The 22,202-nt window shown below is 72.9% G+C and carries 19 protein-coding genes; 11 read left to right on the top strand and 8 right to left on the bottom strand.

Features of this window, described 5'->3' with window-relative positions:
* The first annotated feature begins 18 nt into the window (after positions 1 to 18).
* The 7 genes from ACFKCF_RS06665 (at position 19) to ACFKCF_RS06635 (ending at position 7,732) form a co-directional block, all read left to right on the top strand.
* Positions 19 to 1,437 (top strand): alpha/beta hydrolase, encoded by a 1,419-nt coding sequence (locus tag ACFKCF_RS06665; protein ID WP_394491703.1) that lies wholly within the window; start codon positions 19 to 21, stop codon positions 1,435 to 1,437.
* A gap of 136 nt (positions 1,438 to 1,573) precedes the next feature.
* Positions 1,574 to 4,300 carry a Na+/H+ antiporter subunit A gene (locus tag ACFKCF_RS06660; protein WP_394491701.1) on the top strand — a complete coding sequence of 909 codons (2,727 nt, stop codon included), beginning with the start codon at positions 1,574 to 1,576 and terminating at the stop codon, positions 4,298 to 4,300.
* Positions 4,297 to 5,106, top strand: coding sequence for a Na(+)/H(+) antiporter subunit C (locus ACFKCF_RS06655; RefSeq protein WP_394491700.1), 810 nt, complete (start codon positions 4,297 to 4,299; stop codon positions 5,104 to 5,106). The genes ACFKCF_RS06660 and ACFKCF_RS06655 overlap by 4 nt, the downstream gene beginning before the upstream one ends.
* 4 nt (positions 5,107 to 5,110) lie before the next feature.
* On the top strand, positions 5,111 to 6,661 hold the full coding sequence (locus ACFKCF_RS06650) for a Na+/H+ antiporter subunit D (protein WP_394491698.1): 1,551 nt from the start codon (positions 5,111 to 5,113) through the stop codon (positions 6,659 to 6,661).
* A complete protein-coding gene (locus tag ACFKCF_RS06645; RefSeq protein WP_394491696.1) occupies positions 6,658 to 7,161 on the top strand; it encodes a Na+/H+ antiporter subunit E in 504 nt (167 codons plus the stop codon). Before ACFKCF_RS06650 ends, ACFKCF_RS06645 begins: the two co-directional genes overlap by 4 nt.
* Positions 7,158 to 7,418 (top strand): monovalent cation/H+ antiporter complex subunit F, encoded by a 261-nt coding sequence (locus ACFKCF_RS06640; protein ID WP_185074016.1) that lies wholly within the window; start codon positions 7,158 to 7,160, stop codon positions 7,416 to 7,418. Before ACFKCF_RS06645 ends, ACFKCF_RS06640 begins: the two co-directional genes overlap by 4 nt.
* A complete protein-coding gene (locus tag ACFKCF_RS06635) occupies positions 7,415 to 7,732 on the top strand; it encodes a cation:proton antiporter (RefSeq protein WP_394491694.1) in 318 nt (105 codons plus the stop codon). The genes ACFKCF_RS06640 and ACFKCF_RS06635 overlap by 4 nt, the downstream gene beginning before the upstream one ends.
* Here the strand turns inward: ACFKCF_RS06635 and ACFKCF_RS06630 are convergent.
* Genes ACFKCF_RS06630 through ACFKCF_RS06615 form a run of 4 tightly spaced genes read right to left on the bottom strand, consistent with a single transcriptional unit; the run spans position 7,681 to position 11,713 of the window.
* A complete protein-coding gene (locus ACFKCF_RS06630) occupies positions 7,681 to 8,181 on the bottom strand; it encodes a DUF6328 family protein (RefSeq protein WP_394491692.1) in 501 nt (166 codons plus the stop codon). The genes ACFKCF_RS06635 and ACFKCF_RS06630 overlap by 52 nt on opposite strands.
* Before the next feature lie 51 nt (positions 8,182 to 8,232).
* Positions 8,233 to 10,263, bottom strand: coding sequence for a xanthine dehydrogenase family protein molybdopterin-binding subunit (locus ACFKCF_RS06625; RefSeq protein ID WP_394491689.1), 2,031 nt, complete (start codon positions 10,261 to 10,263; stop codon positions 8,233 to 8,235).
* Positions 10,260 to 11,228 carry an FAD binding domain-containing protein gene (locus ACFKCF_RS06620; RefSeq protein WP_394491687.1) on the bottom strand — a complete coding sequence of 323 codons (969 nt, stop codon included), beginning with the start codon at positions 11,226 to 11,228 and terminating at the stop codon, positions 10,260 to 10,262. The genes ACFKCF_RS06625 and ACFKCF_RS06620 overlap by 4 nt, the downstream gene beginning before the upstream one ends.
* Positions 11,225 to 11,713 carry a (2Fe-2S)-binding protein gene (locus ACFKCF_RS06615; RefSeq protein WP_394491685.1) on the bottom strand — a complete coding sequence of 163 codons (489 nt, stop codon included), beginning with the start codon at positions 11,711 to 11,713 and terminating at the stop codon, positions 11,225 to 11,227. The genes ACFKCF_RS06620 and ACFKCF_RS06615 overlap by 4 nt, the downstream gene beginning before the upstream one ends.
* An 84-nt stretch (positions 11,714 to 11,797) precedes the next feature.
* Between ACFKCF_RS06615 and ACFKCF_RS06610 the strand changes: the two genes are divergently transcribed.
* From ACFKCF_RS06610 to ACFKCF_RS06600, 3 genes are read left to right on the top strand one after another with little or no spacing between them, the layout of a single operon-like run.
* Positions 11,798 to 12,964 carry an acetate/propionate family kinase gene (locus tag ACFKCF_RS06610; protein WP_394491683.1) on the top strand — a complete coding sequence of 389 codons (1,167 nt, stop codon included), beginning with the start codon at positions 11,798 to 11,800 and terminating at the stop codon, positions 12,962 to 12,964.
* Complete coding sequence (locus ACFKCF_RS06605) at positions 12,961 to 14,226, top strand: erythromycin esterase family protein (protein WP_394491681.1); 1,266 nt, start codon at positions 12,961 to 12,963, stop codon at positions 14,224 to 14,226. Before ACFKCF_RS06610 ends, ACFKCF_RS06605 begins: the two co-directional genes overlap by 4 nt.
* Positions 14,227 to 14,259: 33 nt before the next feature.
* The gene (locus tag ACFKCF_RS06600) at positions 14,260 to 16,392 is read left to right on the top strand and encodes an ATP-dependent RecD-like DNA helicase (RefSeq protein WP_394491679.1); all 2,133 of its coding nucleotides are present in this window, start codon (positions 14,260 to 14,262) and stop codon (positions 16,390 to 16,392) included.
* Between the two features lie 73 nt (positions 16,393 to 16,465).
* Here ACFKCF_RS06600 and ACFKCF_RS06595 read toward each other — a convergent pair whose 3' ends face one another.
* Both ACFKCF_RS06595 and ACFKCF_RS06590 read right to left on the bottom strand, forming a co-directional pair.
* Positions 16,466 to 19,408 (bottom strand): FAD-binding and (Fe-S)-binding domain-containing protein, encoded by a 2,943-nt coding sequence (locus ACFKCF_RS06595; RefSeq protein ID WP_394491677.1) that lies wholly within the window; start codon positions 19,406 to 19,408, stop codon positions 16,466 to 16,468.
* A gap of 31 nt (positions 19,409 to 19,439) precedes the next feature.
* Positions 19,440 to 19,979 carry a DUF892 family protein gene (locus tag ACFKCF_RS06590; RefSeq protein WP_394491675.1) on the bottom strand — a complete coding sequence of 180 codons (540 nt, stop codon included), beginning with the start codon at positions 19,977 to 19,979 and terminating at the stop codon, positions 19,440 to 19,442.
* A 133-nt stretch (positions 19,980 to 20,112) separates the two neighbouring features.
* Here ACFKCF_RS06590 and ACFKCF_RS06585 point away from each other — a divergent pair, with 133 nt between their 5' ends.
* Positions 20,113 to 20,655, top strand: coding sequence for an RNA 2'-phosphotransferase (locus tag ACFKCF_RS06585; protein WP_394491673.1), 543 nt, complete (start codon positions 20,113 to 20,115; stop codon positions 20,653 to 20,655).
* On the opposite strand, the gene ACFKCF_RS06580 is transcribed toward ACFKCF_RS06585, so the two are convergent.
* Both ACFKCF_RS06580 and ACFKCF_RS06575 read right to left on the bottom strand, forming a co-directional pair.
* Positions 20,634 to 21,218 carry an NADAR family protein gene (locus tag ACFKCF_RS06580; protein ID WP_394491671.1) on the bottom strand — a complete coding sequence of 195 codons (585 nt, stop codon included), beginning with the start codon at positions 21,216 to 21,218 and terminating at the stop codon, positions 20,634 to 20,636. The genes ACFKCF_RS06585 and ACFKCF_RS06580 overlap by 22 nt on opposite strands.
* An 11-nt stretch (positions 21,219 to 21,229) precedes the next feature.
* Entirely contained in the window at positions 21,230 to 22,192 is a 963-nt protein-coding gene (locus ACFKCF_RS06575) for a helix-turn-helix transcriptional regulator (protein WP_394491669.1), read from the bottom strand.
* Positions 22,193 to 22,202 lie beyond the last annotated feature (10 nt).

The raw sequence follows: 22,202 nt of genomic DNA, 5'->3' as shown, positions 1-22,202 counted from the left end.
CACATTCACGTTTTATTCATGCGACGTCTAATCACCATCATTTCGCCCGCCATCGCAGGCTTGATCGCCGCCGCCGGTCTCGCCGGGCCGGCGCGGGCGGCGGAGCCCGGCGGGCTCGACGCTTATTACGGTCAGCGGGTGGCCTGGTCCTCCTGCGGCAACGGATATGAATGCGGGAAATTGCGGGTCCCGCTCGACTATTCGAAGCCCGGCGGCAGGCAGATCAAGATCAGCCTGGTCCGGCTGCGGGCCACCGGAAAGAAGATCGGGTCGATCGTGCTCAACTTCGGCGGGCCGGGCATCTCCGGCGTCGATTCGTTGAAAGCCGCCAAGACCGTTGTGTCCCCTTCTCTCAGGCAGCGGTTCGACGTGGTCAGCTTCGACCCGCGCGGCGTGGGCGCGTCGGCTCCCGTGCGCTGCCTCGGCACGCTCGGCCTCGACGCGCTCTTCGCCACCGACCCGACGCCCGACAACCGCACCGAGGTCAAGCAGTCCAAGCAGTGGGCCAAGGCGTTCGCCGGCGCCTGCGCGACGAACGCGGGCAAGCAGCTCCTCGCGCACGTCGGCACCGGCGAGTCCGCCAGGGACATGGACGTGATGCGGGCCGCGCTGGGCGAGCGGCGGCTGACCTACCTCGGCTGGTCGTACGGCACCTACCTCGGCGCCAGGTACGCCGACCTGTTCCCCACGAGGATCCGCGCCATGGTGCTCGACGGCGCCGAGAACCCGGACCAGACCGGCGTCGAGTTCGCCCAGTCGCAGGCCAAGGGCTTCCAGGTGGCGACCGAGTCGTTCATGCGCGACTGCTTCAAGGCCAAGGGCTGCCCGTTCAGGAAGCACTCCGTCAGCGCGGCGTGGAAGCGGCTGGACGTCCTCTACAAGCGGGCCGACCGGGCGCCGTTGCGCAACACCTACGACGGCCGGCAGGTCAGCGAGGCCGTCGTGCGGACCGGCGTGATGAACGCCCTCTACGCGGTGGCCTACTGGCCGACGCTGCGGGTCGCGCTGGCTGACGCGTTCAAGGGCGACGGCACGAAGCTGCTGCTGCTCGCCGACAACTACAACGGCCGGCGGGCCGACGGCAGCTACGACAACCGGTACGAGGCCCTCATGGCGATCAGCTGCCTCGACCACCCCGAGTCGCGCTGCCCGTACTGGCCGGTCAAGGGCACCAGGTTCACCAAGAAGGTGCGGGCCCAGGGCTCGCCGCCGATCGTGGTGGTGGGCACGACCCGCGACCCGGCCACGCCGTACGGCCTGGCGAAGGCGCTGGCGTCGCAGCTGTCGAAGGGCGTGCTGCTGACCAACGACGCCGACGGGCACACCGCGTACAGCGGGGGTTCGAGCTGCGTGGAGAAGCAGATCGACCGCTACCTGATCACGGTCGTCCCGCCGCGTCCCGGAGCCTGCTCCGCCCTGCACACTACCGGGGCGTGAGTCCCCTGTTCCCAGTCCCACACCACGGTGTGGGACTGGTGTCGTTCGGGTCAACCACGGTCGCGCCTGCGAGGCGCGCGTGCCGTGCCGGGAGAGATTGGCGGACGTAGCCGGAAAAGTCCCTCCCGAGGAGCCCATGGAGTCGCTGCTGGTCCTGCACGCGGTGGCGGCGGTGTGCGCTCCCTGGCTGGTCAGGCGCACGTCCCTGGCCGTGCTCGCCCTTCCTCCGGGCGTCGCCTTCCTCGCCGTGCTGCTGTGGCTGCCCCCGCGGGAGAGCTCGGCCTGGGCGCCCGCGCTGGGGCTGGAGCTGTCCTTCCGCGCCGACGCACTGGCCGTGCTGATGATGTCGCTGGTCACCGGCGTGGGCACGCTGGTCATGATCTACAGCTCCCGCTACTTCCCCCGGGACGACAAGGGTCTCGGGCGCTACGGCTGCTTCATGACGGGCTTCGCCGGATCGATGCTGGGGCTGGTGGCGGCCGACAACCTGCTCCTGCTGTACGTCTTCTGGGAGCTGACCACCGTCTTCTCCTACCTGCTCATCGGGTACGACCCCGAGAGCAGGCTGAGCAGGCAGGCCGCCCTGAAGGCGCTGACGGTCACCACGTTCGGCGGCCTGTCCATGCTGGCGGGGTTCGTCCTGCTCGGACAGGCCGCGGGCACGTACCGGGTCTCGGACGTCGTCGCGCACCCGCCCCACGTGGGCCCCGTCACCGTCGTGCTCATCCTGGCCGGCGCGCTGTCGAAGTCGGCGATCTTCCCGTTCAGCACGTGGCTGCCGGCCGCCATGGCCGCCCCCACCCCCGTCTCGGCCTACCTGCACGCGGCCGCCATGGTGAAGGCCGGCGTGTACCTGCTGGCCAGGCTCGGCCCCGCGCTCGGGGACCTGACGGTCTGGCGGGCGGTGGCGGTGCCGCTCGGCCTGGCCACGATGGTGCTGGGCGGGTGGCGGGCGCTGCGCGAGACGGACCTCAAGCGGCTGCTCGCCTACGGCACGGTCGGCCAGCTCGGCTTCCTCACGGTGCTGTTCGGCTCGGGTGACGGGGGCGCGGCGCTGGCCGGGGCGGGCATGCTGCTGGCGCACGCGCTGTTCAAGGCCGCGCTGTTCCTGGTGGTGGGCATCGTCGACCACGCGGCGGGCACCCGCGACCTGCGCGAGCTGAGCGGGGTCGGCCGGTCGATGCCGTGGGTGTGCGGGGTCGCGGTGCTGGCGGGGGCGTCGATGGCGGGGCTGCCGCCGCTGGCGGGGTTCGCGGGCAAGGAGGCCGCGCTGGAGGCGCTCATGAGCGCGCCGGTCGTGCTGGCGGGCGTGGTGGCCGGGTCGGCCTTGACTGCGGCGTACACCCTGCGCTTCCTGTGGGGCGCGTTCGGCGACAAACCGGGGGTGGCGGCGCGGGAGACGCATCGCATGCCCGCGGCCATGACCGGACCTGCCGCGCTGCTGTCGTTGCTCGGGCTGGTCCTGGTGCCGTTCGCCGGGCGGTTCGCCTCCGCGCTTTCTGGATATATCGGGACATTTCGCTTTAAGGGGTATGACGTCCATCTGGTGGCGTGGGGTGGTTTCACCCTGCCGCTGCTGCTGTCGGCGGTGTCGGTGGCGGCCGGGGTGGCGCTGTTCCTGGCCAGGGAGCCCGTGGCCAGGGCGGGGGCGGCGCTGCACGTGGTCGACTCCGGACAGCTCTTCTGGGCGCTCGTGCAGCGCCTCGACCGCTTCGCCATCCAGCTCACCGGCCTCATCCAGCGCGGATCAGTGCCCGACTACCTGACGCTCACCCTGCTGGCCGCGGTCGGCGTCGGCGTGTTCTCCCTCGTCTCCGGCGGCCCGCCCCACCTGGGTGTGCCCGTCGTCCTCTGGCAGCGACCCGAGCAGCCCGTCGTCGCCGTCCTGACGGTGGCGGCGGCCGTGCTGGCGCTGTTCGCCCGCGCGTTCATCCTGCTGGCCCTGGTCGTCGGCCTCACCGGGTACGGGACGGCGCTGCTGTTCCTCGCGCACGGCTCGCCCGACCTGGCGCTCACCCAGTTCCTGGCCGAGACGGTGAGCCTGGTCATGTTCGCGCTGGTGCTGCGGCGGCTGCCGCTCGGCCCGGTCAGAGGGCGGCTGCCGTTCCCGTTCAGGATGGCGCTCGGGCTGGCCGTGGGGGTGGTGGCCACGGGCGCGGCCATGCTGGCGATGGGCGCGCGGACCGCCGAGCCCATCGGCGCGCACATGGAGGCGGCCGCCGGGCAGGCCGGCGCCAGGAACATCGTCAGCGCCCTCATCGTCGATCTGCGCGCCTGGGACACCATGGGCGAGAGCACGGTGCTCGTCGTGCTGACCCTGGGCGTGACGAGCCTGGTGTTCCTGCGCCGCAGGTCGTACCACATCGAGCCGGTCGCGACGCCGCGCGCCGAACGCACCCGCTGGCTGTCGGCCACGCTGCCGCGCGGGCAGCGGGCGCTGGCGTTCGAGGTGGTGGCCCGGCTGACGTTCCACACGGTGCTGGTGCTCTCGGTGTTCCTGCTGTTCATCGGGCACAGCGAGGTCGGCGGCGGGTTCGCCGGCGGCATCGTGGCCGGGCTGGCGATCACCGTGCGCTATCTGGCGGGCGGGCGGAACGAGCTGGCCGCCGCCGTCCCGGTGCACGCCGGGGTGCTCATGGGCGCCGGGCTCACGCTGTCGGCGGGCACGGCGCTGATCGGGCTGCTGTTCGGGCAGGCGGCGCTGGACCTGCTGGCCGTGGACGTGAGCGTGCCCCTGGCCGGGCACCTGCACGTGTCCACCGGGCTGCTGTTCGACCTCGGCGTGTACGTGTCCGTCGTCGGCATGGTCCAGGACATCCTGCGCTCCCTCGGCGCCGAGCTGGACCGGCAGGAGGCCGTGTGACCGTCACCCTGCTGCCCTTCCTGGCCTGCTTCGCGATGGTCGCCACCGGGGTCACGCTCCTGCTGGAGCGGAGCCTGGTACGGGTGCTGGCCGGCGTCATCCTCCTGGGCAACGGCGTCAACCTGCTGATCGTCACCGCGGGCGGCGACCCGGGCGGCCCGCCCTTCGTGGACGTTCGCGGGCGGGCCGACCCGCTGCCGCAGGCCATGGTGCTCACGGCGATCGTGATCACCCTGGGCGTGACGGCGTTCCTGCTGGCCCTGGCGCACCGGTCGTGGCAGCTGTCCGGGAGCGACGAGGTCCAGGACGACACCGAGGACCGCCGCGTACGGCTGCGCGCCCGGCGCGGCGAGCTGAGCGACGCCGTACGCGACCGGCGGGACGCCTACCGGCGGCTGGTCGCCGAGCAGCGCGCCGAGCTGGCCAAGCTCGCGGCCGAGCAGGCCGAACGCGAGCGGCTGCAGGAGGCCGACCTGGAGCAGCGCATCTCCAGGGTGCACGACGAGCTCGAACGGTGGATGCATGAGAGCCGTCGGGAGGGGCTGACCGAGGAGGAGATGCACCTGCGCTTCGAGGAGGCGGGGCAGCGCGAGGACGCGGCCGCCCTGGACAACGCCGAGCGCATCGAGCAGCTGCGCGAGCAGCACGCTCGGGGCCGGGAGGAGCAGGCGGCCAGGGAGCGGGCGATGCGGAGAAAGCTCAAGGCACGGCAGCGGGAGGCGCGCCGGCAGATGCGGGCGGCCATCAGGGAGGAGCGGGAACGGCAGGCCCTCGCGCAGGACCCCGAGCTGGAAGGCGAGGACTGACTCCGTGGAGAGGCTGATCTGCGTGCCCGTGCTGCTGCCGCTCCTGGCCGCCGGCGTGAAGCTGGCGATCGGGGGGCGGCTGCGCCGGCTGCAGTCGCTCATCAGCCTGGTCACGCTCGCCATCTCGGTCGTCGTCTCGGCGCTGCTGCTGGTCGCCGCCGACACCCGCGGCCCGCTGGTCACCGAGCTGGGCGGCTGGCCGGCGCCCGTCGGCATCTGCCTGGTGGCCGACCGCCTGTCCACGCTGGTGCTGCTGGTGTCGTCGGCGGTGACGTTCTGCGTCATGGTGTACTCGGTCGCCAACGCCTACGCCGCGCAGGAGCACGACGCCCCCATGGCGATCTTCCATCCGGCGTTCCTGGTCATGGTGGCCGGCGTCGCGGACGCGTTCCTGTCGGGTGACCTGTTCAACCTGTACGTGGCGTTCGAGCTGCTGCTGAGCGGCTCGTACGTGCTGCTCACCTTCGGCGGCACCGAGTCCAGGATCCGGGCGGGAGCCACGTACACGCTGATGGCCCTGGCCTCGTCGATGCTGTTCCTGATCGCCCTGGCGGTCACGTACGCGGCCACGGGGACGCTGTCGATGGCCCAGCTCGCCGAGCGGTTCGCCACGTTGCCGGTGCAGGTGGCGCTGCTGGTGGAGCTGACGCTGCTGCTGGCGTTCGGCATCAAGGCGGCGATCTTCCCCATGTCGGCCTGGCTGCCGGACTCCTATCCCACCGCGCCCGCCCCGGCCACGGCCGTGTTCGCCGGCCTGCTGACCAAGGTCGGCGTCTACTCGATCGTGCGCCTGGAGGCGCTGCTGTTCCCGGGCGGGCCGGTGTCGACGCTGCTCATGTGGGTGGCGCTGGCCACGATGCTGGCGGGCGTGCTGGGCGCGGTCGCGCAGACCGACCTCAAGCGCATGCTCTCGTTCACGCTGGTCAGCCACATCGGCTACATGGTGTTCGGCGTCGGCCTGTCCACGGTGGCCGGGCTGGCCGGGGCGATCTTCTACGTGGTGCACCACATCACCGTGCAGACGACCCTGTTCCTGGTGACCGGGCTGGTGGAGCGGCGCACCGGCACCACCTCGGTGAACGGGCTCGGCGGCCTGATGGCGACCGCGCCGCTGCTGGCCGTGCTGTTCTTCGTGCCCGCCATGAACCTGTCGGGCATCCCGCCCATGTCCGGCTTCCTCGGCAAGCTGATGCTGGTGCAGGCGGGCCTGGCCGACGGCCGCCCGCTGTCCGTCGCCCTCGTGGCCGGGGGCCTGGTGACGAGCCTGCTCACCCTGTATGCCGTGGCCCAGACGTGGAGCAAGGCGTTCTGGCGCGGCCCGCGGGCCGTCCGGGTGGGCACGGTCGTGGAGAGCGAGGAGTACACCGGCGAGGACCCGACCGTCACGACGACGGCCGTCCCGTGGGCGCTGACGGGGTCGGTGGCGGCGCTGGTCGCGATCGGGCTGTCGTTCACGGTGCTGGCCGGGCCGCTGTCGGCGTTCACGCAGCGGGCCGCCGCCGAGCTGATGGCCCGCGAGCCGTACGTCACGGCCGTCCTCGGGGGGCGGCCGTGAAGCCGCGGCTGGCGCTGATCGCCTGGCTGGCGGTGGTCTGGGTGATGTTGTGGGGCGAGCTGTCGCCCGGCAACGTGCTGGGCGGCCTGGCGGTCGGGCTGGTGGTGACGTGGCTGCTGCCGCTGCCCGTCCTCGACCCGGGCATCAGGATCCGTCCGGTGGCGCTGGTGGACTTCCTGCTCTGGTTCGGCTGGGACCTGGTGGTCTCGACCGTGCGGGTGGTGGTCTGGGTGGTGCGGCCCGGCGTGCCGCCCACCCAGATCGTCCGGGTACGGCTGCGCACGTCGTCGGAGTCCATGACCGTGATGATCATGGTCGCGGTGTCGACCGTGCCCGGCAGCCTCGTCGTGGAGGCCTACCCCGAGGAGCGCGAGCTGCTCCTGCACGTGCTGGGGCGTCCGGGGGACGTCACCGAGGCGGTGCGGGCGGACGTGGCCGCGATGGAGTCGCGCATCGTGGCGGCGTTCGGCACCCTGCGGGACCGGGAGGAGCTGCCGTGACCGTGGTGTACCTCGTGACGCTGGGGCTGCTCGGATGCGCGGCGGCGGCCACGCTCTACCGGGTGGCGCGCGGTCCAACGATGCTGGACCGGGCGGTCGCGGTCGACGTGATGACGTCGCTGTGCATGTGCGGCGTCGGGGCGTTCGCCGTGGTCAGAGACGACTATTCGGACCTGCCGATCCTGCTGGTGCTGTCGCTGCTGGGGTTCGTCGGGTCGGTGTCGCTGGCCCGCTTCTTCTCGGGGAGGTCCCGATGAGCTGGCCGGACATGGCGGCGGCGGCCTGCCTGCTGCTGGGCGCGGCGCTGGCGCTGTCGGCCGGGGCCGGGCTCGTCCGGTTCCGCACCACGCTGGACCGCATGCACGCGGGCACCAAACCGCAGGTGCTCGGCGTGCTGCTGGTGCTGCTGGCCATGTGGCTGCACCGGCCCACCTGGGCGAACGCCGGGCCGCTGCTGCTGGCGGGTGTCTCCCAGGTGATCACCGTGTCGGTGGCGGCGTACATGGTGGCGCGGGGCGCCTACTCGCGCGAGCGCGCGGACGACGACACCGAGCTCCCCTCGGAGGACTGATCGTCCGAGCGGTTGAGCGCCGCCTGGCCGAACCAGGTCCACAGGGCCAGCGCGGCCAGGATCCCGCCGGTGGTCCAGCCCAGCACCGGGCCGAACAGGTAGTCGATCACGAGCATGGTGGCCGTCGCCATAGACACGGCCAGCGCGAGCGCGCCCACGATGCCGTAGAGGTTGGAGCGCCGTACCAGGGTCTCCTTGCGCCCCTGCCGGAACAGCACGCGGTGCTGCGCGGTCGGCGCGATGTAGCAGATGGACGCGACCGCCGCGCTGACCAGCGCCAGGTAGAACAGCCATCGGTCGGTCTGGTCCAGCTTGGCGAAACCGACCGAGAAGGGCACGGTGAGCAGGAACGCGAACAGCACCTGCACCCCGGTCACCGCCACGCGCGCGCCCTGTAAGAGCTCCACGAAGTTCCGGTCCGCGCGCTCCTGGTCCGACTCGTTCTTCACGCCGCCTCCCGCCTCAGAAACGAGAGACTTCTCCTTCCTTGGCGGGGCGCGCTAAAACCTCGCCCGCAGGATCTTGGCCGGGGTGATGGGGAGATCGCGCACGCGGTGGCCGATGGCGTGGTGCACGGCGTTGCCGATGGCGGCGGCCGTGCCGACGATGCCGATCTCGCCGATGCCCTTGCTGCCCATGGGATTGAGGTCGCCGTCCTCCTCCTCCAGCCAGACCGCCTCGACCCGCTCCACGTCGGCGCAGGCGGGCACGTGGTACTGGGCCAGGTCGCGCCGGAGGAAGCCGCCGAACTCCTCGTCGGTGTAGGTCTCCTCCATCAGCGCCATCCCCATGCCCATCGTCATGCCCCCGACGAACTGCGACCTGGCCAGCTCGGCGTCCAGGATGTGCCCCGCGGCGAAGACGCCGAGCAGGCGCGAGACCCGTACCTCGCCCGTCACGGAGTTGACCCGCACCTCGGCGAACTGGGCGCCGAAGGCGTGCCTGGACAGCTCGGCGTCCCGCGCGACCTCCTCGGTGGTGTCGGCGCGGCCCACCGAACCGTTCATCTTGAGGTGCTCGCAGGCGCGCACGATCGCCGAGCCCCACGAGGCCGTGCCCATGGAGCCGCCCGCGAGCGGGGCGTCCGGCAGGTCGCTGTCGCCCAGCTCGACGTGCACCCGGTCGGGCGCTACGCCCAGCGCGCCGGCCGCGATCCCGGCCAGCGCGGTACGCGCGCCCGTGCCGATGTCGGCGGCGGCCACCTGGACGAGGAAGTCGCCCTCCCGCATGGTGACGACGGCCTTCGACGGGCTGCGCCTGGCCGGGTAGGTGGAGGCGGCCACGCCGGTGCCGATCAGCCACTCGCCCTCCCGGCGGCGCCCCGGCTCGGGGTCGCGCCCGTCCCAGCCGAAGCGGCGGGCGCCCTCGCGCAGGCAGGCGACCAGGTTGCGGGAGCTGAACGGCAGGCCGCTGTCCGGCTCCGTCTCCGGCTCGTTGGCGACGCGCAGCTCGATCGGGTCGACGCCGGCGGCGCAGGCCAGCTCGTCCATGGCGGACTCCAGCGCGTACATGCCGGGGCACTCGCCCGGGGCGCGCATCCACGACGGGGTGGCGACGTCCAGCCGGACGAGCCGGTGGGCCGTGCGCAGCGCGGGCGTGGCGTACATGACGCGGGCCGGGGTCGCGGTCTGCTCGGCGAACTCCACCAGTGTCGAGCTCTGCTCGTAGGCCACGTGCTCCAGCGCCGTGAGCCGGCCGTCGGCGTCCGCGCCGAGCCGCAGCCGCTGGATCGTGGGCGTGCGGTAGCCGGTGACGTCGAACATCTGCTGCCTGGTCAGCGCGATCTTGACGGGCCGGCCGACGGCCCTGGCGGCCAGGGCGGCCAGCACGGCCTGCGGCCTGGAGGTGCCTTTCGAGCCGAATCCGCCGCCGACGTGCCGGGACACCACCCGCACCCGGTCACTGGGCAGGCCGAGGGTCTTGGCGATGAGGTCGCGGCTGGCGGACGTGCCCTGCGTGGTGTCGTACACCAGCAGCCTGCCCTCGCCGTCCCACAGCGCCAGGGCGGCGTGCGGCTCCATCGGGTTGTTGTGCAGGACGGGGGTCGTGTAGGTCACGTCGACGACGGTCTCGGCCGTATTGAGCCCGGCTTCGACGTCGCCCTTCACGGTGTCGGACGGGAAGCCGGGGTTGACGGTCTCCGGCTGGTACAGGCCGGGATGGTCGGAGCGCAGGGCCACATCGTGGATGTCCTGCTCGTACTCGACGACGATCGCGTCTGCGGCGGCGCGGGCGTTCTCGTAGGTGTCGGCCACGGCGGCGGCCACGAACTGGCCGCGGTAGGCGACCTCCCGGCTCTGGAACAGCGCCAGCTCGCCCTCGGCGCCCGGGCCCAGCCGGGGCGGGTCCTGGCTGGACAGCACGGCCAGCACGCCGGGCATGGCGAGCGCGTCGCGGCCGTCGATGCGCTTGATGCGGCCCTTGGCGATGCGCGACTGCACGGGATAGGCGTAGGTGAGGCCCTCGACCGGGTATTCGGCGGCGTACGTGGCCAGCCCGGCGACCTTGACGCGGCCCTCGACGCGGTTCACGGCGCCAGCTCCTCGAGTGTGCGGACGATCAGGTTGCGGGCCAGCGGCACCTTGAAGTCGTTGCGCGGGAGCGGGCGGGCCCGTTCCAGCTCGGCCTCGGCGGCGGTGCGGAACGCCTCACCGGTCGCCGGGCCGCCGACGAGGACCTGCTCGGCGTGCTCGGCCCGCCAGGGCGCGTGGGCCACGCCGCCCAGCGCGATGCGGCAGCCGGCGACGGTGCCGTCGCGGACGTCGAGCACGGCGGCGATGGACACGAGGGCGAAGGCGAACGACGCCCGCTCGCGTACCTTGCGGTAGAGCGAGGCGCCCGGCGGCGGCGCGGGCAGCTCCACGGCGGTGATCAGGTCGCCCGGCTCCAGCACGGTGTCCCGCTCGGGCGCGGCCGACGGGAGCCGGTGCAGCCCCGGCATCGGGATGATCTTGTCACCGCCCTGGCCGGTGACGTGCACCTCGGCCTCCAGCGCGGCCAGCGCGACCGCCATGTCCGAGGGATGGGTGGCCACGCAGGCGTGCGAGGTGCCGAGGATCGCCAGGTTCGTGTGGTCGCCCTCGATGGCCGGGCAGCCGGAGCCGGGCTGGCGCTTGTTGCACGGCCGGGTCACGTCCTGGAAGTACGGGCAGCGGGTGCGCTGCAGCAGGTTGCCGGCCACCGTGGCCATGTTGCGCACCTGGCCGGAGGCGCCGGACAGCACCGCCCTGGCCAGCATCGGGTAGCGGGAGCGCACCAGGGGGTGGACCGCCAGATCGCTGTTGCGCACGGCGGCGCCGACGCGGAGCCGGTCGCCGGCCTGCTCGATGGCGTCGAGCGGCAGCCTGGCGACGTCCACCAGGCGGTCCGGCTCGGCCACGCCCAGCCGCATGAGGTCCACCAGGTTGGTGCCGCCGCCCAGATACATGGTGCCGGGCCCGAAGGCGCGCACCGCGTCCGCCGCGCTGCCCGCCCGGGCGTACTCGAAGAGCTTCACTGCGCGACCTCGGCGATCGCGCTGACGATGTTGACGTAGGCGCCGCACCGGCACAGGTTGCCGCTCATGCGCTCCCTGATCTCCTCCGGCGTCAGGCCGGGATCCTCGCGGAGATCGCCGGTGACCGCGCTCGGGCCCGGCTCGCCCAGCATCCCCACCGCCGAGCAGAGCTGCCCCGGCGTGCAGTAGCCGCACTGGAAGGCGTCGTGCTCGATGAACGCGGCCTGCAGCGGGTGCAGCTCGTCACCCTCCTTCAGCCCCTCGACGGTGACGATCTCCGAGCCGTCCATCGCCACCGCCAGCGCCAGGCAGGAGTTGGCCCGCCGGCCGTCGATCAGGACCGTGCAGGCCCCGCACTGGCCGTGGTCGCAGCCCTTCTTGGCGCCGATCAGGCCCAGCCGTTCGCGGAGCAGGTCCAGCAGCGACATCCGGGGATCCACGTGCACAGAGTGTGACGATCCGTTCACCGTCAGGGTGATGTCCATGGCGCACGACTACCCGACCTCCAGACGAGCCAACCTCTGAGCGCGGTAAACGCCCTCCGGGGCGGTGTCCGTTTTGTCCCTGCGATGAGGGGTAGCCGAGCGGACATGGGCGTGTCGATCGACGAGCAGGTGACGGAGTCGGCGGCGATACTCACTGTCAACGCCGGGTCGTCGAGCTTCCGCCTGGACCTGGTGGAGGGCGGTTGCGTGCTGGACCGCGTGCACACCGAGCGCGCCGTCGATCCCGGCTCGGCCAGGCGGGAGCTGTCGTCGTTCCTCGGCGGGCACTTCGGGCGCGACATCCGCGCCGTGGCCCACCGCCTCGTGCACGGCGGCGATCTCGTCCGCGCCCCGGCCGTGGCCGACGACGAGACGGCCGAGGGACTGCGCGGCCTGACGAGCCTGGCGCCGCTGCACCTGCCGCCCGCGCTGGCCCTGCTGGACGCGGCCCGAGCGGAGCTGCCTGCCCTGCCGCACGTGCTCTGCCCGGACACCGCCTTCCACGCCGGCCTGCCGGAGGAGGCCGCGGTCTACGCGCTGCCGCTGTCGTGGCGGGAGCGGTACGGGCTGCGCCGCTACGGCTTCCACGGCATCTCGTACGCGTGGGCGGCCGACCGCGTGGCCGAGCTGCTCGGCCGGCCGCTGGCGGAGCTGGACCTCGTGCTGACGCACCTGGGCGGCGGCTGCTCGGTGTGCGCGGTGTCGGGCGGGCGCAGCCTGGACACCTCGATGGGCTTCACCCCGCTGGAGGGGCTGCCCATGGCCAGGCGTTCGGGCAGCGTGGATCCCGGGATGCTGATGTGGCTGCTGGGGTCGGGGCATCTCACGGTGGCCGAGCTGAGCGAGGGGCTGGAGCGCCGCTCGGGCCTGCTGGGGCTGTCGGGCGGCTTCTCGGGGGACACGCGCGAGCTGGTGGCGGCCGCGCGGGAGGGCGACTCGGCCGCGGAGCTGGCGCTGGAGGTGTTCAGCCATCGGGTGGCCAGGGAGATCGCCGCCGCGGCCACCTCGCTGGGGCGGATCGACGCGCTGGTGTTCACCGGGGAGATCGGCTGGGACCAGCCCGAGGTGCGCGAGGCCGTCTGCGCCCGCCTCGGGCTGCTCGGCATCGAGCCTCCCGCGCTCGCCGACCGCCACGACGACGGGCCGGTCAGCGCATACGACGCGGCCGTGCCCGTCATGGTGGTGCAGGTGCGCGAGGAGCTCCAGCTGGCCCGCGAATGCCTGCGCGTGCTCGCGGAGGAGGACGAATGACGGTGCTCGACGAGGTACGCCGCTCGGCGCTGCCGCTGACCGGCCCGGGGGACCTCGACCCGCTGATGGAGCGCGTGGGCGAGGCCAGGTTCGTGCTGATCGGCGAGGCCAGCCACGGGACGCACGACTTCTACACCTGGCGGGCGGAGCTGACCCGCCGGCTGATCGCCGAGAAGGGATTCGGTTTCGTCGGGGTCGAGGGCGACTGGCCCGACTGCGAACGGGTGCATCGGGCCGTGACCGGCGACACCGATCCCTTCGAGGCCCTCTACACGTTCGAACGCTGGCCGACGTTCATGTGGGCCAACGAGGAGGTCGTGCAGTTCTGCCGGTGGCTGCGGCGCTACAACGCCGCGCTGCCGCGCGGGGAGCGCTGCGGCTTCCACGGCCTGGACGTCTACAGCCTGTGGGACTCGCTGCGCGCCGTGCGCCGCTACGCCGCCGCCCGGCTCCCGCACGAGATGGAGCCGGTCGTCGACGCGCTCTACTGCTTCGAGTCCTACGGCCACGACCCGCAGCAGTACGGCCTGGCCACCCGGCTGGTCCCGGAGGGCTGCGAGGACGAGGTCGTGCAGCTGCTCCAGAGCATGGTCCGCGCGGTGCCCCTGGACGAGCAGGGCTTCAGCGCGCGCCAGAACGCCGAGGTCGTGGCCGGGGCCGAGCGCTACTACCGCTCCATGGTGCGCGGCGGCCCCGAGTCCTGGAACGTCAGGGACGTCCACATGGCCGACACCATGGGCCGGCTCGCGGACTTCTCCAACGCCAAGGGCGTGGTGTGGGCGCACAACACCCACGTGGGCGACGCCCGCGCCACGGACATGGCCGCCGCGGGCATGACCAGCCTCGGGCAGCTGGCCCGGGAGCGGTACGGCGACGACGCGGTGCTGGTGGGGTTCGGCACCCATCACGGGTCCGTGGTGGCCGCGACCGCCTGGGGCTCGCAGCACCACGTCATGCGGGTGCCGCCGGCGCGGCCCGCGTCGCTGGAGGCGCTGCTGCACGAGGCCGTGGTCGAGCCCGAGGTCCTGTTCGTGGTCCCGCCCAAGTGGTCGAGACCCGCCTGGTACGACGAGCCGATGGGGCACCGCGCGGTCGGCGTCGTGTACCACCCCGAGCGGGAGCTCAGGGGCAACTACGTGCCCACGGTGGTGGGCGGCCGCTACGACGCCTTCATCTGGCTGGACGAGACCAGGGCGCTGCACCCGCTGCACGGCGAGCCGTGGGGCGACACCGAGCCGGAGACATACCCGACCGCCATGTGACCTTTGTCGGTAGCAGATGGTTTGATCTGCGGTGTGGAGGCGTCGGTCGAGCAGCTCGTCTACGTCCGGGAGGACGAATACACCGTCGCGCGCATGAGCGCCGACGGCGAGCCCGACTTCGTGGCCACCGGGCGGGCGCTGGCGGGTGTGCAGCCCGGCGAGACGCTGCGGCTCTTGGGCGAGTGGGGGCGTCATGCCCGTTACGGGCGGCGCTTCGCGGTCAGCGGGTGCGAGCGGATCGTGCCCTCCTCGGTCCGGGCCATCCGGATCTACCTGGGGTCGGGGCTGATCAGGGGCATCGGGCCGCGCCTGGCGTACGCGATCGTCGACCACTTCGGCGAGGCCACGCTCAAGGTGATCGACAGCGAGCCCGAGCGGCTCACCGAAGTCGTCAACATCGGGCCGCTGCGGCAGGGGCAGATCGTCCAGGCGTGGCAGGAGCAGAAGGCGATCGCCGCGCTGATGGTGACGCTGCAGGGGCTCGGGGTCAGTCCGCTGCTGGCGGCCAAGATCTACCAGGTGTTCGGGCACGACGCCGACGAGGTGCTGGCCACGGACCCCTACCGGCTGATCGGGCGGGTGCGGGGGATCGCGTTCCGCATCGCCGACAAGATCGCGCTGCAGTCGGGGGTGCCCGAGCGCAGCCCGCAGCGGGTCAAGGCGGCGCTGCTCGACCGGCTGGAGGCGGCGGGCAGCCGCGACGGCCACTGCTTCGTGCCGGTGCCCGCGCTGGTGCGGGAGACGGCGGAGCTGATCGAGCAGGACCAGGACCTGGTGCGCCCGATGATCGACGCGCTCGTGGCCGACCGCCGGGTGGTCGTGGAGGCCGCGCCCGACCAGCCGGGCGTGGCGGTGGCGTACGCCAAGCACGTGCACGGCAGGGAGGCGGCGCTGACCGAGCAGATCACCCGGCTCATGCGGGCCCGCTCGACGCTGCCCCTGCGCTCCTTCCGCGACGACCCCGGGCTCCACGAGGACCAGCAGGCCGCCGTCAACATGGCCCTGACCAGCACCGTCTCCATCATCACGGGCGGCCCCGGCTGCGGCAAGAGCCACACGGTGAAGGCCATCGCGACCACGGTCAGGGCGGCGGGCGGCACGGTCACGCTCACCGCGCCCACGGGCAAGGCGGCCAAGCGCCTGTCGGAGCTGACCGGGCTGCCGGCGATGACCATCCACCGGATGCTCGCCCGGCAGCCCGATCCCGACCCGGAGACACTGTTCGACGAGACACCGTCGCAGGCCGACCTGATCGTGGTGGACGAGGCGTCCATGCTCGACCTCCACCTGGCCACCCGGCTGACCGCCGCCGTGCCGTCCGGCAGCCATCTGCTGCTCATCGGCGACGGCGACCAGCTGCCCAGCATCGGCCCCGGCGACGTGCTCGCCGACCTGCTGCGCGTGGAGGCGGTCCCGCGGGTGCAGCTCACCCACGTCTTCCGGCAGGCGGGCGGCAGCGGCATCATCGACGCCGCCCATCGCATCCGCGCCGGCCGGCTCCCGGTCAGGACGGCCGGCGGCGGGTTCTGGTTCGAGGAGCTCGACGACCCCGCCCAGGTGGCGCGGCGGGTGGCCCACCTGGCGATGGTGGCGATCCCGCGCAAGCAGAACGTCGAGCCCGGCCAGGTGCAGGTGCTGTGCCCGATGCGCAAGGGCGAGACGGGCGCCGCGGCGCTCGGCCGCCTGATCCAGGACCAGCTCAACCCGGCCGCCGACGACAAGCCGGAGCACTGGTCGGGCGCGTCGGTGTTCCGGGTGAGCGACCGGGTCATGCCGATCCGCAACAACTACGACAAGGGCGTCTTCAACGGGGAGACCGCCACGGTGACGGCGGTCGTGCAGGAGGAGCGCACGATCGAGATCCTGACCGACGACGGTGAGCGGGTGCGCTACGGCTTCGACGAGCTCGACGACCTGACCCACGCCTACGCGATCAGCGTGCACCGGTCGCAGGGCAGCGAATACCCGTTCGTGGTGGCGCCCATCGTGGCCGAGTCGGGCGGGATCATGCTGCGCCGCAAGCTCCTCTATACCCTGGTGACCAGGGCGAAGGCGTGGGTGGTGCTGGTGGGCCAGCGGGAGGCGCTGGAGCTGGCGGTTCACCGGATCGGCCACCGGCGCAACACCGGCCTGGCCCGCCGCCTGGCCCTCGCCCTGGAAAGCTAGCCCGGCGGCGGCACCTCACCCTCTCCCCGCACGGCCGGCCCGGCAGCAGGTCCTGGCCTTCGCCCCTGGACGGCTAGCCCGGCGACGGCCCCGCGGAGCTCGGGCGGGACAGCGAGGTGGCGAGGAGTTCGGCCAGGTGGCCGGCCTGGCGTCCGGTGCGGGAGGCGGCGATCTGGGTGCGGCAGGAGAAGCCGTCGGCGAGGATCGCCTGGTTCGGGCCCGCCGCCCGGACGGCGGGCCAGACCGACTCCTCCGCGCAGGCCACGGAGACGTCGTAGTGCGAGCGTTCGAACCCGAAGTTCCCGGCCAGGCCGCAGCAGCCCGCGTCCAGGACCTCCGTGCGGATCCCGAAGCGGTCGAGCACGGCGCGGTCGGCGTCGTACCCCATGACGGCGTTCTGGTGGCAGTGCACCTGTGCCACCGCCTCACCACCCGAGGAGGCCGGGCGCCAGTCGGGCGCCCGCGACTCCAGCAGCTCCGCGAGCGTCAGCGTGCGCTCCGACAGCAGCCGCGTGTCCGGCGTGTTCAGCAGCTCCGGCCCGTCGGCGCGGAACACGGCGGTGCAGCTCGGCTCCAGCCCCACCACCGGCACCCCGGACTCCGCCCACGGCCGCAGCGCCCGCACGCTGCGGGCCAGCACCCGCCGCGCGACCCCGAGCTGTCCGGTGGAGATCCAGGTCAGCCCGCAGCACAGCGCCACCGGCGGCACGTGCACCTCGAACCCGGCCGCCTCCAGCACGCTCACCGCCGCCCGCCCGATGTGCGGGTCGAAGTTGTTCGTGAACGTGTCCGCCCACAGCACGACCTTGCCCCGCGTGCCGGGCCGCGCCGGGCCCCGCCGCTTGAACCAGTCGGTGAAGCGCTCCTTCGCGAAACGGGGCAGCTCACGCTCGGCCGCGACCCCGGCGACGGCCTTGACCAGCCGCGACAGGCCCGGCGCGTGCGCCAGCGCGTTGAGCGGGCCGGGCATCGTGGAGGCGAGCGCCGCCCACATCGGCAGCCAGCCCATGGAGTAGTGCTCGCGGGGCCGGATCCGGCGCCGGTAGTGGTGGGACAGGAACTCGGCCTTGTACGTGGCCATGTCGACGTTCACCGGGCACTCCGACCGGCAGCCCTTGCAGGCCAGGCACAGGTCGAGGGCGTCGCGCACGGCGGCCGAGCGCCAGCCGTCCGCGATCAGCTCGCCGCGCACCATCTCGCCCAGCAGCCGGGCCCGCCCCCGCGTGGAGTGCTCCTCCTCGCGCGTCACCCGGTAGCTGGGGCACATCACGCCGCCCTCGAAGGTGTGCTGGCGGCACTTGCCGATCCCGACGCACCGGGTGGTGGCGTGCCCGAACCGGCCGTGGTCGCGCGGGTAGTCGAAGGACTTCTGCCGCGGCTCCAGCGGGTAGAAGTGCCGCTGGCCGAGGTCCTGGTCGAGGCGGTTGGGGTGGACGACCTTGCCGGGGTTCATCCGGTTGCGCGGGTCGAAGACGGCCTTGAACCGGCCGAACGCCTCCACCACCTCGTCGCCGAACATGCGCGGCAGCAGCTCGGCCAGCGCCTGCCCGTCGCCGTGCTCCCCCGACAGCGAGCCGCCGTAGGCGGCCACCAGGTCGGCCGCCTCCTCCGCGAACGCCCGGTATCGGGCGATCCCGTCGTCGGTGTGCAGGTCGAGCGGCAGCCTCCCGTGCACGCACCCCTGTCCGAAGTGGCCGTACAGGGCCGATTCGGCGTAGCCGTGGCGGCGCAGCAGCTGATCGTAGTCGCGCAGGTACGCACCCAGCCGCTCGGGCGGCACGGCCGCGTCCGACCAGCCCTCGTACGTCTCCCGCCCCGCCGGCGGGTACGCCTCCACGCCCAGGCTGGCCTCCCGCCAGCGCCACAGCTCGTCCTCCTTGGCCGGGTCGCCGAGGAAGGTGTGGCTCGCGTGCTGCCCCACGTCGCCCATCAGCCCGTGCGCCCGTTCGAGCGCCTCCTCGACGGTGTCGCCGCCGAACTGCACCAGCAGCCACCCCCGCCCCTCCGGCAGGTCGCGGAGCGCGGGATCGTCGGGACGCTCCTGGCGGGCGAGCCGGCACATCCGGTCGTCCATGGCCTCCAGCGCGAGCGGCCGGTGCCCGGCCACGGCGGGGACGGCGTCGGCCGCCGCGAAGATGTCCTCGAAGCCGAGCACCGCCAGCGAGCGCGCGGCGGGCCTCGGCACCACGGCCAGCTCGGCGCGCAGCACGGTCACCAGCGTGCCCTCGCTCCCGACGAGGGCGCGGGCCAGGTTGAAGCCGTTCTCGGGCAGGAGCTGGTCGAGGTTGTAGCCGGAGATGCGCCGCTCCAGCTTGGGGAAGCGGGTGCGTACCAGCTCCATGGTGTCGTCGCGCAGCTCGCGCAGCTGCCCGTAGATCTGGGCGAGCCGCCCGCCCGCGGCCTGGATCCTGGCGTACTCGGCGTCGTCGGTCGGCCCGACCCACGCGCGTACGCCGTCGTAGGTGAGGATCTCCAGCCGCAGCACCGACTCCGACATCTTCCCGTACGCCTGCGCGGACGCCCCGCACGAGTTGTTGCCGATCATGCCGCCGATCGTGCAGGTCGGATGGCTGGACGGCCGGGGCCCGACCATCAGGCCCTCCGGCTCCAGCACGTGGTTGACCGCGTCCAGCACCGCGCCGGCCTGCACCGTGATCCGCCGGCCCGCGACGTCCACGGACTCGACCGCGCCGCAGTGCTTGGACCAGTCGATCACCACGGCCGCGTTGCAGCACTGCCCGGCCAGGCTGGTCCCGCCGCCCCGGGACAGCACCGGCACGTCGCGGGCCCGGCACGCGGCCACCGCCGCCACCCCGGCGTCGAGCGTGTAGGGCACCACGACGCCGATGGGCACCTGCCGGTAGTTGGAGGCGTCGCGCGCGTAGGCGGCGCGGCTGCCGGTGTCGAACCGGATCTCTCCGTCGACCGTCTCCTCCAGCCGCCGCCGCAGCGGCTCCACGTCGATCTCGCGCTCCCGGCGCGGGCGCGCCGCCGGTGTGCTGATCAGGCTGTCCATAGCTCCGCCCGCCATCGTCCGCCGCCCCGCCCTAGACGCCGAGCAGATCGGTCAGGTCGTCGGCGTGCTCCTCTTCCTCTTCGAGGATCGCCTCCATGAGCCGCCGCGTCGTCGGATCGCCCTCACCCAGCCAGCGGATGATCTCCTGGTAGGTGGAGATGACGATGCGCTCGGCCCAGAGGTTGGCCTCCAGCAGGCCGCGCAGGTCGGTGTCGTCGGGCACCTGGTAGTCGGTGTGGGAGCGCCGCACGAGGCTGGCGGGGTCGAAGTCGGGCTCCCCGCCGAGCTGGCTCACGCGTTCGGCGGCGCGCAGCGCGTGCTGCAGCTCCTCCTGGGCGTGCTCGGTGAACTCCGCCGACACCTGCGCCCGGTCGATCCCCTTGGCCGAGATGGCGTGCCTGGTGTACCTGAGCCAGCACACCACCTCGGTCGCGATGACGTCGTTGAGGATGTTGATGACCTTCTGCGGGTCGTGCCCGAAGGTGCCGGTGATCGGACCTTCGTCCATCTTCTGCCGCACCTGGTCACGGATCCTGGTGACGTCCAGCACGAAGTCGTCGGTGTGGCTCATATCTGTCCTGTCCTTCCCCCGGCAAGGAGTTCCCCCTGGTCAAAGGTAACTTTGCGGGAGGTCGCAGGCGGGCTGCGACACCCGGGGACGGCCACGCCGAAACCCGGTTGACGGGCGCGGGATCATGGCGGTGATGGACGAGCGGCGTTTGATACGCGTTTCCAAATACCTGGCCAGGCACCTGCGGCACGACCCGGGGCGCATCGGCCTGACGCTGGATCCTCACGGGTGGGTGCCGGTGGACACGCTGCTGCGGGCGGCGGCCGAGCACGGGTTCCCGATCACGGCCGCGGAGCTGTGGAAGGTCGTCGAGGCCAACGACAAGCGGCGCTACGCGATCGAGGACGGCCGGATCCGGGCGAGCCAGGGGCACTCGGTGCCGGTGGATCTCGACCTGCCCGCCGTGCGGCCGCCCGAGGTGCTCTATCACGGCACCGTGGGCCGGTTCCTGGCGGCGATCAAGGAGGAGGGGCTGCGGCCCATGAGCCGGCACCACGTGCACCTGTCGCCCGACCGGGAGACGGCGACGCGGGTGGGGGCCCGGCGGGGCGTCCCCGTGGTGCTGGTGGTCGCGGCCGGGGCGATGCACGCCGGCGGGCACGAGTTCCGGGTCAGCGCCAACGGGGTGTGGCTGGCCGACCACGTGCCGCCCGGCTACCTGCGGTTTCCCTCCTGAAGCCGCTCGCGCAGGGTGTCGCGGGCGGCCATCAGCGCGAAGCCGAGCAGGTTGGCGCCCTGCCACGCCGCAGGCGACGCGGCCCGCTCGTCCGAGGCCGCCAGCCCGATGCCCCACACCCGGTCCAGCGGGCTCGCCTCCACCAGGACCCGGCCCGACGTGCCCAGCAGGAACTCCGTCAGGTCGTCGTGCGCCCCGAACTTGGCGACGTTGCCGCGCACCACGATGCCGAAGCGGTGGGCGTCCCACGTGGGCTCGTCGAAGCCCCGTACGGTCCGGCCCAGCTTCTTGGCCTCGCCCGGGTGGCCGGCCGCGAGGATCCTGTCCGCGCTCTCCCCGTCGCCGAACAGCCACGCCTTGTGCGCCATCATGTAGTGCTCGGCCGAGGCGTACGTGTGGCCGTCCTCCGTGAAGGTGACCGGCCACCACTGGCTGAGGCAGCCCGGTCCGACGCCGCCGTCGCGGGCGGGCTGGTGGCCCCAGAAGTACAGATATCTGAGGCGCCGGCCGGATTGCTCGGCGGCGACGGCCTCGTCCACGGTCATGGGAAGTTCGTCGGACATGTCCCCATACCTTACGCTCGCGAGCCCGCTCTCATGAGGCGGTCGGCGACCTCGCGCAGCACCGGCACCAGCTCCGGCGGGTCGAGCACCTCGAACTCGAAGCCCTTGGTCGCGACGTGGATCGCCAGCTCGTCCAGCGAGTTGGAGCCGGCCTGGAACAGGCACGTGCGCGCGTCCACCGCCTCCAGCCGCCCGGCCCCGGGCGAGGTGCGCGGCGCGACCGCCTCCATGGGCGCGTGGAAGAGGATGCGCGCCCGGTAGCGATAGGGCGCGGAGGTGATGGCACGCGAGACGTACGCGGCGGCGTCCTTCTGGGGCAGCGCACGCGGCGAGAACCGGGCCCCCGGCTCCCCAAGGGGGCCCTCGACGCGGTCCACGCGGAACGTCCGCCAGTCCTCCTTGGCCACGTCCCACGCCAGCAGGTACCAGCGGCGCGGCGTGTGCACGAGCCGGTGCGGCTCCACCTCGCGCGCCGTGACGCCGTCCCGCCCCCGGTAGCGCAGCCGCAGGCGCCGGTGGTCGCGGCAGGCGGCGGCGAGCCCGGCCAGCACGTCGGCGTTCACCTCCGGGGCCGCCGCGCCCGCCAGCGGCACCGTCGCCGCCTGGAACGCGCTCACCCGGTGCCGCAGCCGCGACGGCAGCACCTGGTGCAGCTTGGCCAGCGCCCGCAGCGCGACCTCCTCCAGCCCGGCGACGCTGCCGGTCGCGGCCGTGCGCAGGCTGATGGCCACGGCCACCGCCTCCTCGTCGTCCAGCAGCAGCGGCGGCAGCGCGGCGCCCACGCCGAGCCGGTAACCGCCGGCCACGCCGGGGGTGGCATCGACGGGATAGCCGAGCTCGCGCAGCCGCTCGATGTCGCGCCGCACGGTGCGCAGGCCGACTCCGAGCCGTTCGGCCAGCTCGGCGCCGCTCCAGTCCATGCGCGACTGGAGCAGGGACAGCAGGCGGAGCAGCCGCGCCGAGGTCTCCAACATAGGTGTGATT

The organism is Nonomuraea sp. JJY05, from assembly GCF_043496855.1.
Taxonomy (GTDB): Bacteria; Actinomycetota; Actinomycetes; order Streptosporangiales; family Streptosporangiaceae; genus Nonomuraea.
Note: the sequence above shows the minus strand (reverse complement) of the source record. Positions and strands in the feature narration are given on the sequence as shown.

Excerpts from the sequence above, each read along its gene's own strand:
- ACFKCF_RS06575 (WP_394491669.1), bottom strand. The coding sequence starts at position 22,192 with ATGTTGGAGACCTCGGCGCGGCTGCTCCGCCTGCTGTCCCTGCTCCAG.
- ACFKCF_RS06605 (WP_394491681.1), top strand. The coding sequence starts at position 12,961 with ATGACGGTGCTCGACGAGGTACGCCGCTCGGCGCTGCCGCTGACCGGC.
- ACFKCF_RS06635 (WP_394491694.1), top strand. The coding sequence starts at position 7,415 with ATGAGCTGGCCGGACATGGCGGCGGCGGCCTGCCTGCTGCTGGGCGCG.
- ACFKCF_RS06610 (WP_394491683.1), top strand. The coding sequence starts at position 11,798 with ATGAGGGGTAGCCGAGCGGACATGGGCGTGTCGATCGACGAGCAGGTG.
- ACFKCF_RS06590 (WP_394491675.1), bottom strand. The coding sequence starts at position 19,979 with ATGAGCCACACCGACGACTTCGTGCTGGACGTCACCAGGATCCGTGAC.
- ACFKCF_RS06615 (WP_394491685.1), bottom strand. The coding sequence starts at position 11,713 with ATGGACATCACCCTGACGGTGAACGGATCGTCACACTCTGTGCACGTG.
- ACFKCF_RS06660 (WP_394491701.1), top strand. The coding sequence starts at position 1,574 with ATGGAGTCGCTGCTGGTCCTGCACGCGGTGGCGGCGGTGTGCGCTCCC.
- ACFKCF_RS06585 (WP_394491673.1), top strand. The coding sequence starts at position 20,113 with ATGGACGAGCGGCGTTTGATACGCGTTTCCAAATACCTGGCCAGGCAC.
- ACFKCF_RS06595 (WP_394491677.1), bottom strand. The coding sequence starts at position 19,408 with ATGGACAGCCTGATCAGCACACCGGCGGCGCGCCCGCGCCGGGAGCGC.
- ACFKCF_RS06580 (WP_394491671.1), bottom strand. The coding sequence starts at position 21,218 with ATGTCCGACGAACTTCCCATGACCGTGGACGAGGCCGTCGCCGCCGAG.
- ACFKCF_RS06665 (WP_394491703.1), top strand. The coding sequence starts at position 19 with ATGCGACGTCTAATCACCATCATTTCGCCCGCCATCGCAGGCTTGATC.